This is a genomic window from Maribacter sp. (genome assembly GCF_039968975.1).
Lineage (GTDB): Bacteria > Bacteroidota > Bacteroidia > Flavobacteriales > Flavobacteriaceae > Maribacter.
In genome coordinates this window covers 24,155-42,509 of record NZ_JBDVOT010000185.1, presented here as the reverse complement: position 1 = coordinate 42,509, position 18,355 = coordinate 24,155, and the positions used below count along the sequence as shown (strand labels likewise).

The 18,355-nt window shown below is 33.5% G+C and carries 12 protein-coding genes; 8 read left to right on the top strand and 4 right to left on the bottom strand.

Going from position 1 to position 18,355, the window contains the following annotated elements; all coding sequences use genetic code 11:
* Positions 1–8: 8 nt before the first annotated feature.
* Together ABJI11_RS12620 and ABJI11_RS12615 are read right to left on the bottom strand one after the other, a co-directional pair.
* On the bottom strand, positions 9–2,375 hold the full coding sequence (locus ABJI11_RS12620) for an outer membrane beta-barrel protein (protein WP_348352735.1): 2,367 nt from the start codon (positions 2,373–2,375) through the stop codon (positions 9–11).
* Positions 2,376–2,554: 179 nt separating this feature from the next.
* Positions 2,555–4,414 (bottom strand): sodium:proton antiporter, encoded by a 1,860-nt coding sequence (locus ABJI11_RS12615; protein ID WP_348352732.1) that lies wholly within the window; start codon positions 4,412–4,414, stop codon positions 2,555–2,557.
* 577 nt (positions 4,415–4,991) lie between these two features.
* Here ABJI11_RS12615 and ABJI11_RS12610 point away from each other — a divergent pair.
* The 7 genes from ABJI11_RS12610 (at position 4,992) to ABJI11_RS12580 (ending at position 15,763) form a co-directional block, all read left to right on the top strand.
* A complete protein-coding gene (locus ABJI11_RS12610; protein WP_348352729.1) occupies positions 4,992–8,735 on the top strand; it encodes a PAS domain S-box protein in 3,744 nt (1,247 codons plus the stop codon).
* A gap of 1 nt (position 8,736) precedes the next feature.
* On the top strand, positions 8,737–9,135 hold the full coding sequence (locus ABJI11_RS12605) for a response regulator (protein ID WP_348352726.1): 399 nt from the start codon (positions 8,737–8,739) through the stop codon (positions 9,133–9,135).
* A 136-nt stretch (positions 9,136–9,271) separates the two neighbouring features.
* On the top strand, positions 9,272–10,132 hold the full coding sequence (locus ABJI11_RS12600) for an MBL fold metallo-hydrolase (protein WP_348352723.1): 861 nt from the start codon (positions 9,272–9,274) through the stop codon (positions 10,130–10,132).
* 42 nt (positions 10,133–10,174) lie between these two features.
* A complete protein-coding gene (locus ABJI11_RS12595; RefSeq protein ID WP_348352721.1) occupies positions 10,175–11,824 on the top strand; it encodes a S8 family serine peptidase in 1,650 nt (549 codons plus the stop codon).
* Positions 11,825–11,842: 18 nt separating this feature from the next.
* A complete protein-coding gene (locus ABJI11_RS12590; protein WP_348352718.1) occupies positions 11,843–13,696 on the top strand; it encodes a M1 family metallopeptidase in 1,854 nt (617 codons plus the stop codon).
* Positions 13,697–13,770: 74 nt separating this feature from the next.
* Complete coding sequence (gene rnpA, locus ABJI11_RS12585) at positions 13,771–14,154, top strand: ribonuclease P protein component (protein WP_348352716.1); 384 nt, start codon at positions 13,771–13,773, stop codon at positions 14,152–14,154.
* Positions 14,135–15,763 carry a S41 family peptidase gene (locus tag ABJI11_RS12580; RefSeq protein ID WP_348352713.1) on the top strand — a complete coding sequence of 543 codons (1,629 nt, stop codon included), beginning with the start codon at positions 14,135–14,137 and terminating at the stop codon, positions 15,761–15,763. The genes rnpA and ABJI11_RS12580 overlap by 20 nt, the downstream gene beginning before the upstream one ends.
* 7 nt (positions 15,764–15,770) lie before the next feature.
* Here ABJI11_RS12580 and ABJI11_RS12575 read toward each other — a convergent pair whose 3' ends face one another.
* Together ABJI11_RS12575 and ABJI11_RS12570 are read right to left on the bottom strand one after the other, a co-directional pair.
* Positions 15,771–16,106, bottom strand: coding sequence for a DUF1080 domain-containing protein (locus ABJI11_RS12575; RefSeq protein WP_348352820.1), 336 nt, complete (start codon positions 16,104–16,106; stop codon positions 15,771–15,773).
* Positions 16,107–16,189: 83 nt separating this feature from the next.
* Positions 16,190–16,537 carry a DUF1080 domain-containing protein gene (locus ABJI11_RS12570; protein ID WP_348352710.1) on the bottom strand — a complete coding sequence of 116 codons (348 nt, stop codon included), beginning with the start codon at positions 16,535–16,537 and terminating at the stop codon, positions 16,190–16,192.
* Between the two features lie 304 nt (positions 16,538–16,841).
* Here ABJI11_RS12570 and ABJI11_RS12565 point away from each other — a divergent pair, with 304 nt between their 5' ends.
* Complete coding sequence (locus ABJI11_RS12565) at positions 16,842–18,347, top strand: peptidase S10 (protein ID WP_348352707.1); 1,506 nt, start codon at positions 16,842–16,844, stop codon at positions 18,345–18,347.
* The last annotated feature ends 8 nt before the right edge of the window (positions 18,348–18,355 follow it).

Below are 18,355 nucleotides of genomic sequence, written 5' to 3'. Positions count from 1 at the left end.
GCGCTACTTTAATTGTCTTGCTTAATACGGTCTTGTTCTTCTTTTGAAGCATTTCCTCGTTTTTTATCTTTCCCGAACTTTGACCCAAAACTATAGTTCAATTGTAAAAATACATTGTTTCTTGCCCAATTAGAAACCACCGTTGCATCTACATTATCATACCTTACACTACCGGTAAAAGGTCTTTGTATCAACTCTTCATACTCTAAACTAACCTTTAATTTATCATCGAGAAAACTTTTGCTAATAGCGATATCGATACCGGCTAACCATTCATATTCAATAATGCCTTCTAATCCGCCAGAGGTGTAATATCCAGATATTTCTGAATTGATTTCCCAAGGCAATTCATACTCGGCGCTTGTAAACCAGGTAATACTCCATTTAGACAAATCTAATGCAGGGTCTAGGTTTTCTGAAGCATAACGATTATGATTGGCAATCACACCCGTATAACCATCCAATCCGTTAATAAAACTTAAGGGGGCAAAAAGACTAAAATTCCAATTTTCATTCTTTGCCAAATTAATCATGGTTCTTGAAGTTTCTGCCGAAGCATCGTTCTGAGTAATAACTTCAAACAATTGATCAGATGTTTCTCTATAGCTTATATTAAAGAACGGTTGGTTTTCATACGTCAAATTAAACTGATAGCTATTTGTAAAAGCTGGTTTTAAATTAGGGTTACCTTCTTCAAAAGTAAACGGGTCGTAGAAATACACAAATGAATTTAAAGAGCTGTAAGATGGTCTACGAATACGATAACTGTATGCAAGATTAGCGCTGATCTCTTCTGAAATCTCTCTACTAACACTTGCACTTGGAAAAAGCTTTGAGATTTTTCTGGTTCTTGTCTCGCCTGTAGTTGTCGCGGTACCCTCTGTATCGCTTTCTTCCCAACGCAATCCGCCAGAAAAACTCCATTTATCTAACTTTATAGTTAATTTTGAATACAAGGCTACTATTGTTTCATCAACTAAAAACCTATTGCTCTCAGCTGGTTGAAATTGAAAAACACCTTCATCATCTTCGGTTAAAGATTGTAAATCGCTGTCAGATTCCACATCTGAAAATTTTGCACCGGCATTCCAAGATAAATTTTCATTAACCGTACGTTTATAGTCGGTTTTATAGGTGTTAATCTTATAGGATGCATCTTGAAAATAGCGTCTATTATCATAAGGTAATTGCGATGTTCCTACCTGAAATAGATTGTTTTCATTATCATACCCATAGTCCACAAAATTATAATCTAACACTAATTTATTTTTGTCATCTTTAAACTCATAATACGGGTTTAAAGATTTAATATTTCTATTTCTATCAAAACTATTATCGGTCAACAAAGTTATATCTGATGTTGAGTTTGATATCGTTGTATTGTTATTAGATATTCTGTCAGAATCGCTATTGACTATTCTACCGCTCACACCTATAGAATGCTGTTCTGTTAAGTAATAATCCAAACCTGCACCAACATTAATAATTATAGGATCAAAAGCAGACTTTGAGGTTTGCTTATAGGTGTCATCCAATACTTTTCTAGACAGCGTTAAATCATCTCTAGAAGTAGATTTTCTATACCCTGCACTTAATTGCCAATTAAGTTTGTTTTTATAGCTCGCCACCGAAGCACTTGTGGCATATTCAAACCTATTTTCATAACCCACCATTTGCTTAACATTACCATGCGTGCCTAGTTTTACATTATTCTTTAAAATAATGTTTAGAATTGGTCCGGCTCCCTCGGCATCATATTCAGAACCTGGTTGTTGTATTAATTCTACTTTAGAAATATTGTCAGCAGGCAAGTCTCTCAATAAACTTGCGGTATCCATATAATCTGTAGTTTTGCCGTTGATTAGTATTCTAATATTACCCTGACCTGCATAGCTTACATTACCATTGGTTAATATGATTCCTGGAACCTTTTTTACAACATCCTGAAGATTGGTATTTACCATATCTGAATTTTCAAGATTTACTATAAGTTTTTCTGCAGTCTGCTTAATTTGAGGTCGTTTACTTTTTACAACAACCTCATCTAAAGTTTGAGTTTCTTCTTGTAAAGTAAAATCAACTTTTATACTTGATTCTGATAATTGAAGTTCATCAGATTTTTTGGTTTCGAACCCTAATACCGATACTTCAATCACATAAATACTATTTGCAATGTTTTCAAATATGTAAGCTCCATTATCATTACTAATTACACCGGTAACCGCTTCTTCTTTTCCTACCTCATAAAGTATGATGTTGGCAAAAGAAAGAGGTGTTTCTAATGTGTCCGTGATAGTACCGTTGATTGTGTTCTGTGCAATAGTAATAGCTGTGATGAATAGTGCTACTGTTAAAAAGGTTAATTTAAATTTCATGACTGGTCGTTTTTAATGATACCGTAAAACTATAGTCAGTACGTGCTTTAATAAAGTAGATTCTGCCCAATTGGGACAAAAAGGGGGTAAACAGGGAGTAACTCTGGTGAAAAGAGTTCTGTAACACCAAATGTTTTTAGTGTAGAAATAATCTTTATGGATGTAAAGTAAAAGTGTGCTTACTTACTTTCTTTAGCTTCTTCTTTATCTGGGTCTTCGTTTGGAAACATTTTACCCAAATACGCCAACTTATACCCTTTTTGAATGTCTGTAAATTCTTTACTGAACGCGGTAATAATTTGAATATCGCCTTCTGGGTCTAACAAGAACAAAGGAACTATATCGGCATCTGCCTTCGTTATTTCTATCAAGCCTTCATAGTGTTCTGTATCATGAAGTTCAATTTCATGAATGGCAGGAAATTTTCTTGCAGCTTCTGTCAATTTAATAAAATCATCTGTATGAGAGAACAAGCCTTCTTTTGGGTTATTCTCAGGGTCAGACATTTCATCTGTATCTACCAATCTAAATGACCCATTCTCACCAAATGCATCTTGAAATTTATTTATGGCATACTTATTTATATCAGAATTTGCAGTTAAGGCCATCAAGTATCCAATATCATTCAGTTCTATGTTATCGGTTAAATTGTCTGAATATATATTCGCTGAAATAGCTTCTAAGCCTAATTTTTCAGCTTTATCAATATTAGACTGGTTATTGTCTATTAATACTACGTGCCTTTCGTTTTTATGTAAATATTCACCAATTAAACGCGATACTTTAGATGCTCCTAAAATTAAAATTCCTTCAGACTTATTTAGAAAAACACCTATTAGTTTAGCAAAAATTCTAGCCGTTGTAGCATTCAACAAAACGGTACCAAGCACAATCATGAACACTAGTGGTGTAATATACTCTGCCCCAGCTTCTCCTCTAGCCAGTAATTTTGATCCAAATAAAGATGCTATACCCGCGGCTACAATACCTCTAGGACCTACCCAACTGATAAATAGTTTTTCATTGAACTTTAAATTAGAACCAATAGAACTTAAAAAGACTCCAAGTGGTCTAATAATCAATACAATGGATAAGAACAGTGCTATCGTTTTCCATGTAAAAATTAATTCTAGATCAGAAATATCAATATTGGCAGCTAGTAAAATAAACAGAATGGATATTAAAAGAATGCTTAAAGATTCTTTGAAATATAATAGCTCTTTAATATTCGGTAAATTGGTATTACCCATTACCATACCCATTACAACTACCGCTAATAGACCAGATTCATGTGCAAAGACATCTGACATTACAAAAACCCCTAAAACCACAGATAACGATACTACATTCAATAAATAGTGTGGTATAAAGTTCTTCTTTATTAAAAATGTAAGCGCATGAGCAAAAGTAAAACCGAAAGTAAAACCGAATAACAAGATTTTAGCAAATTCAATCAAGGCAGTCATGGTATATGCTTGACCTTCGCCTACACTAATAAATTCATACACTAAAACTGCGGCCAACGCACCAATGGGATCAATTAAAATACCTTCCCATTTTAATATGGCAGAAACATCTTTTTTAAGTGGAATATTTCTTAAAATAGGAGTAATTACCGTTGGCCCCGTTACAATTATTAAGGCAGAAAACAAGAAGCATAGTTGCCATGATAGTCCGAATAAAAAGTAGGCTGCCAATGCCGCACCAAAGAAGGTTGTTAAACTACCAAGGGTAATCAGTTTAGTAATTACCGGACCAATATTCTTAATCTCTGAACGCTTAAGCGTAAGTCCGCCCTCAAAAAGTATAATACTGATTGCTAATGACACAAAGTAATACAAACCTTCACCAGGAAAAAGACCTTTGTCTCCGTTCCATATAGGTTCAATAATCTTAGAACCATCTTCAGTATACAAAGTTGATAATGGTCCAACGATTAAACCTATAAGAATTAAAGGTAAAATTGCAGGTAGTTTTAAGCGCCAAGCCACCCATTGAGCAAGTATTCCTAAAATGATGATTCCAGCAAGCTCTAGCATTTATTCGATTTTGGATAAAAATAACAATTTAACCCCACTATATAACATTAATACGTAGGTAAACATCGCTTTTTTACATGCTAATTTCGGACACTAAATTTAAAAGAATTGAATTTATATCTAATTATTGAAAGGGATAGATGTCGTTGATTATTATCTCATGTTAAAGTATTTTGTTTCATAAATATTACAAAAAGATAGGTTAATCCCTTTAAATCTAGATTAACTGTTAAACAGTTTTGCCATAAACCTTTTAAAAAGTTAAATTTTAAAAATCTAATTAATTCATGTATCGTCAATAAGTGTATTGTATACACTAAGTTAAATCTTACAAAATATAAAGAAAACACCTGTTATTTGTTATACTTTTTTAACTTCGTAAAAATGTAAAAGTTTAATTTCTAATAGTTTCAACAATTTTAATATTTAGAATTTGACGTTATAAGAATAATATAAAACTAGCTATAGTAAAACCGAAATTATAATAATGTCTAAATCGAATAAGCGGTCTATCCTTAAAAGTCCCCTATTTTATGGTTTTTTGGCATTTCTGCTAGTGTTTACTATAACTCAGTTTGTGGCCTTTCAAAAACATCAGCTAAATCAAAAAACCGAGCAACAAGAAATTGAAAAAAGAGTTTCTAAATTAAAGGTCGATTTACAAAATGCTTTGGGACAAAGTTATAATGTCACCCAAACTTTAGCCTTTATAGTCGACAATTTTGGTATTCCAAATAATTTTGATAGTGTAGCACAGTTACTTTTAAATAGTAACAACAGTGTAGATGCACTAGAGTTGGTCAACGAAGAAGGCGTTGTTACCCATGTTTATCCATTAAAAGGAAACGAGGTTATTGGTCTAAATATTTTAAATGATCCAGATAACAAATTTGGAGCAAAAAAAACTATAGAAAAAAAAGATTACTATACTGCCGGACCCATATATTTAAGACAAGGAGGTTCAGGGATTATTGGTCGAAAGCCATTATATAAAGATGGTAAATTCAAAGGTTTTACAGCAGCTGTTGTAAGATTGTCAACAATTGTAAAAACAATACAATTAGATACTGCTCAAGAAAAAAAATTCTCCTTTAAGTTAGTAAAAGTAAACTCTGACAAAACAGAAGAAACATTTTTTGCTTCTAACAAAATAAATTATGAGAATGCCATTGGTTTACCATTAACAGCAAGCCAAGGAGAGTGGAAACTGTATGTATTCTCAAAGAAATACGATATTAGTTCAACAACTCTATTGTTTTCTATTTTAGGTTTTTTATTATCTTCAATGTGTGGAATTTTCGTATGGTTTTTTATGAAGCAGCCAACTAAGTTAAACAGACTGGTAGAAGAGAAAACAGCTTTATTAAAGATAAGTCAAGATAGATATCGTTTATTAATCGAAGAGGCTTCAGATGCTATTGTATTAAGCGATTTCAATGCTAATATTTTAGACATTAACCCTTACGGTGTACATATTTTTGGTTATTCTAAAGATGAGTTGATAACTAAAAACCTGAAAGAACTTGTTTCTCCAGAAGAAGCTGATATAATACCTTCTAGATATAAAGATATGAGGAAGGGAAAAACAGTACGTTCAGAGAGAACTTTAGTTAAAAAAGATGGCTCTTTGTTTTATGCCGAAGTAAGTGCCAAAAAATTAAGCAATACCACAGTTTTAGGTATCATAAGAGATATTACAGAAAGGAAAAAAGCAGATATTGAAAAGCAGAAACTTGTTTCTATTATTGAAAATAGTCCAGGATTTATAGGTTTGGCAACCATAGATGGTAAAGCCCTTTTCATGAATGATGCCGGTAAAAATTTAGTTAATTTACCTAGTGACTCAAATATAAACGACGCAACTATATTCGATTTTTTCGAAGATAATTATAAAAAAGTTATAGCAAATGAGCACATACCGACTATAATGGAAAAAGGTATATGGACAGGTGAAGTTCCATTAAAAAACTTCAAAACAAATATTTGTACTCCACTTGAATTTTCTGGTTTTTTAATTAAAGATAAAGTAACCGATATGCCAATTGCCATTGGTGCTATTGGTTTTGATTTAACCGAACGAAAAAAATCTCAAAAAGAAATTTTGGAACTTCAAGCCAAAATGAATTCTGCTATTCGTATTGGTAAAATTGGGTACTGGGATTTTGATATTGAATCTGCAACGTTTAATTGTTCTCCTCTCATGTACTCTATTTATGAAATGGATGAAAGTACAATTTTGACCATAGCTTATTTAGAAAGTATTATTCACCCAGATGATTTAGAGTTACATAGAAAGAATGTAAATGACCTAGTTACAGAAAAAATTAATCATGCTTTTACTTACCGTATCATAGTAAATGGAAACATTAAATATTTAATGGTAGAAGTAGAAGTGATTAGAGATCCTGAAAATTTAGCTACCACATATAGAGGTACTGTAATAGATATAACAAAAGAGAAAGAAGCTGATATTGAAATTTTAGACCTAAAGAATAAAATGGAAATAGCCATGCGGATTGGTAAAATTGGTTATTGGGATTATGATTTTAAAACTAAAATCTTCTACTGGTCGCCCAGACTATATTCTATTTATGACGTTGACCCCAATACCAAATTAACTTTACCCTTTGTTGAAAGTTTAATGCATCCAGATGATTTAGAAAGTCATAGAGAACTTTTAAGGAGGGTTTCAGAAGATGTTGATACCTATTCTTTAAATTATAGAATAATTCTTAAAGATGGTTCTATAAAGCATATTATAGCTGAAATGGAGGTTTTAAGAAATGAGGATAAATCCCCTATAAAATACAGAGGAACCATCATAGACATTACCAAACAAAAAGAAGCAGAAGAAAAAATTCTATCACTTCAATCTAAAATGAATTCGGCTATTAGAATTGGCAAGTTTGGTTACTGGTATTGGGATATGAGCGAAGAGGTTGTAGAATGGTCTAAAGAAATGTATGAAATACATGAGATAGCGCCAAATACTATAATGACGCCAAAAAAAATTAAAGAACTTATTTATTCTGAAGATGTTTCATTAATAGAATCAAGAATGGCTTCTACCAAAGAAGTTCAAAATTTAGAATCGGTAATTTATAGGGTTCAAAAAAATGACAATACTTTCAAATACTTTTTAGCTTATGCAGAAATTATATTTAGTGATGATGGAGACCCTTTAATTTATCATGGAACTGCCATGGATATTACAAAAAGTGTATTAGCAGAAAAGGCCTTAAAAGAAAGTCAAGAAAAATTTTCAAAGGCATTTCAGACCAATTTAATGGGTATGATTTTACTAGATGAACAGAAAAGAGTTACTGAAGCCAATAAAATGGCTTATACCATTCTCAACACAACAAATAAAAAAATTATTGGAAAGACCATAGTAGAATCTGGAGATATTATTATTGATAAAAATGAGAGGGAACGACTTTGGAACAAATTTAACACAGCAGGAGAAATAGTTAATCAAGAATATAGGATAGAACTCAAAAACGGAACTAAAAAAACCCTTCTAATTTCCATGGTGCCGCTTTATTTAAATAATAACAAAAGTGTATTGGTGAATATTTTTGACGATTCTAAAAGAAAAGAAGCTGAAAGTAATTTAGAAAATCAATATTTAGAATTACAAAAAACGAACTCAGAATTAGATAGTTTCGTCTATAGCGCATCTCATGAACTGCGAGCCCCACTATCTTCAGTATTAGGATTAATTCAGTTAATTCAATTGGAAGAGGTTGACCCTAAATTATATCAGCATCTTGATATGATGGAAAAATCTATTCAAAGATTAGATGATTTTATCAAAGACATAATAGAATACTCTAGAAATAAACACCTAGCTCTTAACTTAGAGTCTATAAGTTTTACTAAATTAATAGAACATTCTATTGAGAGTTTATGGTATTTAGAAAATACTCATAAAATAATTATTAAAATAAATGTTGTAGATAAGGTTAATTTTGTTTCAGATAGTAAGAGAATTTCAGTTATATTAAATAATTTTATATCTAATGCCATTAAATATCATGATCTTAGCAATGACAAAGCTACTATTTGGATTGATGTAAAAACAACCAAAAAAGAAGCGGTTTTAATTATAAAAGACAATGGTGTTGGAATAGCGGAAGACCAACTAGAAAAGATATTTCACATGTTCTATAGAGTATCTTCTAAAGTTATGGGTTCTGGTATTGGGCTTTTTATAGTAAAAGAAATATTATTAAAATTGAAAGGAACAATAGAAGTGCAATCAAAAATAAATAGCGGATCAACGTTTACTTTAAAAATACCAAACCAAGCAGGTAAATAATATGGCTAAGAATATAAATATTTTATTAATTGACGACTCGGATGTGGACAACTTCATAAACAAAGCCATCATTTCGAAAGAAGAAAATATTTCTCAAATTACGACCATGACATCAGGTCTTGAGGCTTTAACTCATTTAAATAATATAATTGACAATACGGAAGCTTATCCAGATGTAATTTTCTTGGATATCAAAATGCCAGAAATGAACGGATTTGAATTTTTAGATGAATATGTCAATTTACCAGATACACTTACAAATCATTGTAAAATTTATATTCTAAGTTCTTCCCTGGATAATTTAGATTCTACAAAAAGTAAAGAATATCCTGTAATTAAAAAACATTTGACCAAACCGTTAGCGCATCATGCTATAGGCGATTTGTTAAATGAAGACTAGTTCTCGATTAAAGTATCCATAATAAAATTCATATTTACAATACTGTGCCTTTATAAAGTCTTATAATCTGCGGGCTAAATGATAATACTTTCTTAATAAACCTAAGATTACCAACACTTTTATTATTTTGCTAATTATGAAAATTTTTCCTGTTGAAACTGGTAATTTTAAATTGGACGGCGGTGCTATGTTTGGTGTAGTGCCCAAAACAATCTGGCAAAGAACAAACCCAGCAGACAGTAATAATTTAATTGATATTGCTGCAAGAAGCCTATTAATTGAAGATGGTGATAGGTTAATATTGGTAGATACCGGTATGGGTAATAAACAATCTGACAAGTTTTTTGGCTATTATTATCGCTGGGGAGATTTTACAATAGATTCTTCTTTAAAAAAATATGGGTTTCATAGAGATGATATTACCGATGTCTTTTTAACTCATCTTCATTTTGATCATGTCGGTGGTGCCATTCAATGGAATAAAAATAAAACCGGATATGAACCTGCCTTCAAGAATGCTAAATTCTGGACTAATGAAAAACATTGGAAATGGGCAATGGAACCTAATCCAAGAGAAAAAGCATCTTTCCTGACCGAGAATTTAATACCAATGCAAGAGAGCGGTCATTTGTATTTTGTTGATGATGCCGATGAAAATTTTCTTAAAAATAGTCCGCTAGGTTTTGATATCCGCTTTGTTGATGGTCATACAGAAAAACAAATGTTGCCCCAATTCTCATATCAAGGTAAAACAATAGCCTATATGGCAGACTTGATACCTACCGTTGGTCATATATCATTACCTTATGTTATGGGGTATGATACAAGACCGTTAATGACGATGGCAGAAAAAAAGGTATTCCTGAACGAAGCTGCAGACAATAATTACTATCTCTTTTTTGAACATGATGCACATAACCAACTTTGTACCTTAAAACACACAGATAGAGGTGTTCGTTTAGATCAGATATATTCTTTTAACGAACTTTTCAATTAATCTTATATTAACAATAAACATTAACTAATTAGTTGCCCATATATGACGAATTCATATTTTAAATCAATCTTTGCCCTTTCAATAGCTGCAATATTAACAGGCTGCGGAAGCTCTAAAACAGCTGGTGGAAGTGGATTAATTCTTACCCCAGTAGAAAACATAGATGCTACGCCATTAAAAATTTCTGACCTTACTACTAGTGAAAAGAATAACTGGGGGCACTTAGATTTAGTTACCGATACCATTCCGGGTATGAGTGTAGATAGAGCATACAGCGAAATCATTAAGAACAAAAAAGGAACAAAAACAATTGTTGCCGTTCTTGATTCTGGTATTGATTTAGATCATGAAGATCTTGTAAATATATTATGGACCAATACCAAAGAAAAAGCTGGCAATGGCATAGATGATGATGGTAACGGCTTTATTGACGATATACACGGTTATAACTTTTTGGGTGAATCTTATAACGAACAGTTAGAATATGTTCGTATGCTTCGCTTGGGCATAGGTGATGCTGCTACCTTAGCTAAAGCTAAAACCAAATTAGATACCAGTTATAATGAGGCTTTACAAGGTAAAGAACAATATGAATCTATTTACCAAGCTGTAAAAAATGCAGATGCAGATGTAAAGAAGTATTTAAATAAAGAAACTTATACCAAGGAAGATTTAGCTGGTATAAATGCTACTGATGAGACTATGCAGCGTAACCTAGCCATTTTAAACCAAATGTTCGGCATAAAAGATACTATACCTGAAGTTCTTGAAGAATTGAACAACGGACTTAAATATTACTCAGAACAACTGAACTACAATCTAAATAAAGATTTCAACGGTAGGGCCTCTGTTGGTGATAATGCCTATGATATCAACGATGTAGACTACGGTAATGGAAACCCTAATAATAGAGTAGATGATGAAAGTCACGGTACACACGTAGCAGGTATAATAGCTGCTGAACGTAACAACGATAAAGGTGCTAACGGTGGTGCTAACAATGTTGCTATTATGAGTATTAGAGCCGTGCCTAACGGTGATGAGTATGATAAGGATATTGCTAGAGGTATTCGTTACGCAGTAGATAACGGTGCGCGAGTTATTAATGGGAGTTTTGGTAAATCTTTTTCTCCAAATGCTGATTGGGTGTATGATGCTATTAAATATGCTGCAGACAATAATGTGCTTTTTGTTCATGCGGCCGGTAACGATGGTGCAGATTTAGATAACCCTGTCAACGCAAATTTTCCAAATGACCAAATAAACAACGGACCAGAAATTGCAGATAACGTAATAACTGTAGGTGCCTTGAACCCAAAATACGGATCTGAATTGGTAGCAAGCTATTCTAATTACGGAAAAATTAATGTAGATATTTTTGCTCCAGGTACAGATATCTATTCTTCATACCCTAATAACGAATATGAATATTCTCCGGGTACCTCTATGGCAGCACCCGGTGTTGCAGGTGTTGCTGCATTAGTAATGTCTCAATATCCAAGCTTAACCGCTGCGCAAGTGAAAAAAATAATACTGCAATCTGGTTTACCGATTAAAACAAAAGTAGTACTAGGTAAAAACACGGGTAAAAGTGGTTCTTTAGATGAAATTTCTACTTCTGGTAAAATAGCAAATGCCTACAATGCATTGGTTTTAGCCAGTAAAGTAGCTGCAGGACAGATAAAATTATAATACTTACACAACTTATATATGACTAAATCATTTTTTACATTTCTAACAGCAATTTTTTCTATAGGGTTGCTAGCTCAGAATAAGACAGATTATTGGCAGCAACATGTTGATTATACTATGGATGTTGATATGGATGTTGAGACTTTTCAATATACCGGTACTCAAACCTTGGTATATACGAACAACTCACCCGATGAGTTAAAACGTGTCTATTTCCATTTGTATTTTAACGCTTTTCAACCAGGTAGTGAAATGGATATTCGCCTGCAGACAATTGCCGATCCAGATGATAGAATGACTACGCCTGATAAGAAAAGTAGAATTGCTTCTCTGACCGATAGTGAAATAGGTTACTTACATGCTACTTCTTTAACACAAGATGGCAGCAAGGTTTCCTTTTCTGAAGAAGGTACTGTATTGGTTGTTGATTTAGCAAAACCGATAGCTGCTGGTGCAAAGTCTACCTTTAATATGGAATTTAAAGGTCAAGTACCTTTACAGATTAGACGTTCTGGTAGAAATAGCGAAGAAGGCGTTGCCTTGTCAATGAGCCAATGGTATCCAAAATTGGCAGAATATGACTTTGAAGGCTGGCACGCCGATCCATATATTGCACGTGAGTTTCAAGGTGTTTGGGGTGATTTTGATGTAAAATTGACAATTGACAAAGACTATACTGTTGGTGGAAGCGGATACTTGCAAAACCCTAACGAAATTGGTCATGGGTATGAAACACCTGGCACTAAAATCAAAAAACAAAAAGGCAAGACATTAACTTGGCACTTTAAAGCCCCAATGGTACATGATTTTATGTGGGCAGCAGACCCAGAATATATTCATGATATTCAACAAGTACCTGATGGACCTGTACTTCATTTTCTATATAAAGACGATGCTAAAATTTTAGAGAATTGGAAAAAACTTCAGCCTAAAACTATTGAGGCTATGGAGTTCTTTAGTAAGAATATAGGTAAATATCCTTATGATCAATATTCTGTTATTCAGGGTGGCGATGGTGGTATGGAATATGCCATGTCAACACTTATTACAGGTAACCGTAAGTTCGGTAGCCTTGTAGGTGTTATGGCTCATGAAATGGCGCACTCTTGGTTTCAACACATTTTAGCCACTAATGAAGCTAAACATGAGTGGATGGATGAAGGTTTTACTTCTTTTATATCTAAGCTTTGTATGACTGAAATTATGGACTATGAAAAAGAGAATCCATTTGAGGGTACTTATAAAGGCTATAGAAATTTGGCGCTTTCGGGCAAAGAACAACCTCAAGGTACCTATGCCGATCGTTACGCTCTTAACTTTGCTTATGGTATTTCTGCGTATAGCAAGGGCTCTATATTTTTATCTCAGTTAGGCTATGTTATAGGTCAAGATAAGTTGATGGAAACTATTCGTAAGTATTATGAAGAGTTTAAATTTAAGCACCCTGTACCTAATGATTTTAAACGTGTTGCTGAAAAGGTATCTGGTTTTGAACTAGATTGGTACTTAACAGATTGGACACAGACAACGAATACTATTGATTATGGTATCAAAGACGTTTCGGCATCTGAAAACAACACTAAAGTTACTTTAGAACGTATTGGTCTTATGCCAATGCCTTTAGATGTTTTGGTGGTTTATAATGATGGTACCAAAGAAACTTTTTACGCTCCTATACGAATGATGCGAGGCGAAAAAGAGAACCCATATGAGGGTATTGAAAGAACTGTAATCGATGATTGGCCATGGGCTTACCCAACCTATGATTTTGAAATCAATAAACCAATGTCTTCAATACAAGCAATTGTAATAGATCCTTCTCAGTTAATGGCAGATGTTAATTTAGAGAATAATGTTTGGCAAACAGAGTAGTATCTTTTGCTAATCTTTAAGATATAAATGCCCCCATATTGGGGGCTAATTCTTTTTTTAAACTTCTTTTATAAATGAATGCAACCTTCGGAAAAAAGGAAAAACTAAAAAGTAAAATACTCATAACCCAATTGTTCGAAGAGGGTAGGGGTATTTCCGTTTATCCGTTGAAATTAATTTATCTATCCGTAGAGAAAAAAGAAGTTCCTATTAAAACTGCAGTTACGGTATCTAAGCGCAATTTTAAAAGTGCCGTTGATAGAAATAACATTAAACGTTTGCTAAGAGAGTCTTACAGACTTAACAAAGCCTTGGTTTTTAACAATACAGAAGCAAACTTTGCGTTTCTATTTTTATACCTTGGTAAGGATATGCCCACCTTTGAGCAGTTAGATCATAAAATGAAGCTCGTTTTAAACAAGTTTAAGCTACAAATTGATGAAAAAAATAGTAAGTAAAAAAGTACTTGTACCCATAATTGCCATCGCTTTTCTATTTGTTGGAAGTAGTTATAAGAGCGACTTTTTTGAGATAGCCAAACAGATCGAAATCTTTACCACCTTGTTCAAAGAATTGAACATGAACTACGTGGATGAAACCAACCCGGCAGAATTAATGGATACCGCCATTAAAAATATGCTGAATGAATTAGATCCCTATACCAAATTTTTAAACGAACAAGATGTTGAAACGTATCGCATAAACAACGCCGGTGAATACTCGGGTATAGGTGCCATGGTGCGTTCTTTTGATGATAGATTGTTAATTATAGAACCGCATCAAGGATATCCGGCAGATAAAGCAGGATTAAAGGCCGGTGATGAAATTATACAGATTGGAGATATCAAAGTAGCAGATTTTGAAGATAATGCCAGTGAGCTTTTAAAAGGAGCTAACGGATCAACAATTAATGTTACTTATAAAAGACAAGGCAAATTAAACACCACAAGTATTACTCGTGAAGGTATTGAAGTAGATGCGGTACCTTTCTTTAAAATGATCGATAACAAAACCGGTTATATTGTTTTAGCAAAGTTTAATGCCAAAGCAACGGAACAGACCAAATCTGCCTTATTAGATTTAAAAGGAAAAGGTGCTGAAAAAATTATATTGGATTTAAGAGGCAACCCTGGTGGTTTATTATCCGAAGCTATTAATGTGACCAACTTATTTGTGCCTAAAGGCGAGTTGGTGGTGACTACAAAATCCAAGGTCAAGAAATTTAACCGTGAATACCATACCAACAACCAACCCGTGGATGAGGAAATTCCATTAGTTGTATTGGTAAATGGAAGTAGTGCCTCTGCCAGTGAAATTGTATCCGGTAGTTTACAAGATTTAGATAGAGCGGTTATTATGGGTGCTAGAAGCTTTGGAAAAGGCTTGGTGCAACGCCCTCTAAAACTAACTTATGGTACCCAATTAAAAGTGACCATTTCTAGATATTACACTTCTTCTGGTCGTTGTATACAATCATTAGATTATTGGAATAGAGATGAAAGTGGTAAGGCAGTTCGTAATACTACCTTCAACGATTTTACTACCCGTAACGGTAGAAAAGTACAAGACGGTGGTGGTATTTTACCAGATATAGAGGTAGCTACTTCAAAAACAAATGACCTTACATTGGCTTTACTACAGAATAATGTAATTTTCGATTATGCTACCAATTATCATTATACACATAAGTATAACGATGTTGCCGATTTCAAATTTACTGATGCTGATTTTAATGCTTTTAAAAACTATGTAAAACAAAGTAGTTTCTCTTTTGAGACCAAGGCAGAAGAAGCAATCAAAAAAGCACTGTCAGGTGATGAAAACGACTTTTTAGGCTCAGATGTTAAGGATAGCTATAAAACCTTATTAGCGAACATAGAAAAGGGTAAAATTAACGCGTTAGACAAATACCAAAGCGAGATTCAAAAGAACCTAGAAGATGAAATTGTTAAGCGTTATTTCTACAGAGATGGTTTATACCAATATTACCTAAATAATGACGATGCTATTTTAGCGGCTACCGAGTTATTGAGAAATAATTCTAAATACAGCGCAATTTTAAAATAGTTGCCACTTAATAGGTGCAAGCTTCTTTATCCGATACTTGGTAGTATGCCTTAAAGTTATTTGCTTTTGGGTCTGTGCATCCTTTTAAATTTCGAATTTTAATAGCTCTGAAATCAATTGGTTGACCTTCACTTTGTAAAGCAATAAAACCTTCTGTTAACAACTTACCATCTTGTTTCATTTTAGGGTCATAACCTTTAGCTACACCACCACCAATTTGTGGTTTTGTGTATTCTAATACTGTTTTTCCGTTAATAATATGCTTTACCAATGAATCGTGATAAACAACTAACTCTGCAGTTACCCATTGATCACCATAATAGGTGTCTGATGTTGAATTAATACAATGTCTAGGGTCTATTTACCTTCAAAAACCACATCGGTACCTGGTGAGCACATATTACCTGTTGGGCGTTCTACACCTTCTTATACTCCCGCTAAAAATTGTATTTCAACACTAATGGGCCAGTCTTGCTCCTTTAACATCGTTCGTGGATCTTGAGAATGAAACATTACTCCGCTGTTCAAAATAGTATAATCTGGCGCACCTCTATATAGTTCACCTACAAAACGATATTGCATCGTTAAATGAAAATCTGAAAAAGGCTTATCATAGCATAAATGAGCATATTTATTATTGAATTCCCCTTCGTATTTATCATACCTCACCTTAACCATATTATCTTCTGCCCTAAAGGTATCCGCATAATTATCACCTACTTCGTAATGGTGCACTTTTGTTGTCCATCCATTTAAATCAGTACCATTGAACATGGTTTCCCAACCATCGTTTGTTACTTGCGAGGTAATTAATCCGCATCTTAATAAAAATAAAAGTGTAGTTCCCAGTAATTATTACTTAAGTTGTTGTTTTTTCATGTTGATACTGTTTGGTTGATTTTATTTATTCAAAAGAGGGAACTATTGTAAAATTTCACTTTTAAATATACTCAATGTTCTGATATTTAAAGGTTACTATTATAGAATTAGATTCCATTAAGGAGCAGTGTTTCTGTTCATTTATTATCCTTACTTTTAAATGTACAAACTAACACCACCAACAATACCTTAATTTAAAATGAGAAATCTACTTTTATTAGCTAGTTGTATTTTACTTCTTCAATCTACCAAAGCACAAAACTCAAAAAAAGAAGAACAGCCAAAGCCTATACCAGAAGCAAAATCTTTTATAACCAAACATAAAGGCACTTTTGGCGGTACATCTATTGATTATACAACCACGGCCAAAGAAACTTTTTTAACCAATAAAGAAGGAGATTCTATTGCTACTTTTTGGTCTGTTGCCTATACTAAAACTAGTATGGGAGATGTTACTAAAAGACCGGTAACCTTTGTTTTCAATGGCGGACCAGGATCTGCTTCTATGTGGTTGCATATGGGTTTTTTCGGACCAAAAATTGTAAAAGTAGATTCTGATGCAAAATCTGATGACGGCGCCGCTCCATACAACTTGGTAAACAATGATCACGGTTTACTTGATATTACAGATTTGGTATTTATAGACCCTGTAGGTACCGGTTACAGCAGGTTGGTAGGAAAAGGTGAAGGAAAAGATTTTTACGGATTAAAAGAGGATGTAAATTCTTTTGCCCAATTTATTAGAAAGTGGGTAACAGAAAATGAACGTTGGTTTTCACCTAAATATTTAGCTGGCGAAAGTTATGGAACTACACGTGCTGCTGCTCTAGGAAAAGCATTGGAGGGTTCTGGTCAAAACATGGCGCTCAACGGAATGATACTTATATCACAGGCACTAGATTATGCCGGTTCAACATCCATTTCAAATAACATTACATCGTTCATTACTTATTTGCCTAGTATGGCGGCTACAGCATGGTATCATAAAAAAGCAGGTCAAGGTAAATCTTTAGAAGACTTTACCCAAGAATGTAGAGATTTTACATATAATACCTACGTGCCTTCTTTATACAAAGGCAATTCCTTGAGCGATGCTGAAAAGAATACTTTGGCTGAAAAGCTTTCTTATTTTACAGGATTGGATAAAACATATATTCTGCAGTCTAACTTGAGAATATTAATGGGTAGATTTCAGAAAAAATTACTAGAAGATAAAGGTTTGGCTATTGGCAGACTTGACGGAAGATTTATGGGAGAAGAAGAAGATAAAGTATCTGAAAAACCACATTTAGGAGATGCCGCTAGTTATCAAATAAGTGCTGCCTATACTGCTAGTTTAAATCATTATTTTGCTTCAGAACTTAAGGTGAAAATGGATAGACCTTATATTACTTCTGGTGGTGGATCTAATTGGAGATGGAGAACAGTGCCAGATGGTAAATATTGGGAACCTATGCCAGTAAATACAGCTCCGGATCTAGGGGAAACCATGCGCAGAAATACCGCAATGAAAGTAATGGTTGCCAGTGGATATTATGATTTAATTACTCCGTTTTTTGATGCTGAATATACATTTGATCGAAACGGAATCGTAAAAGAGCGTGTTGATATGAAGTACTATGAAGCAGGTCATATGATGTATACACATGAACCAGATTTTATTCAACTAAGTAAAGATATACGCGAGTTTATTACGGCGGATTAATTAATCTT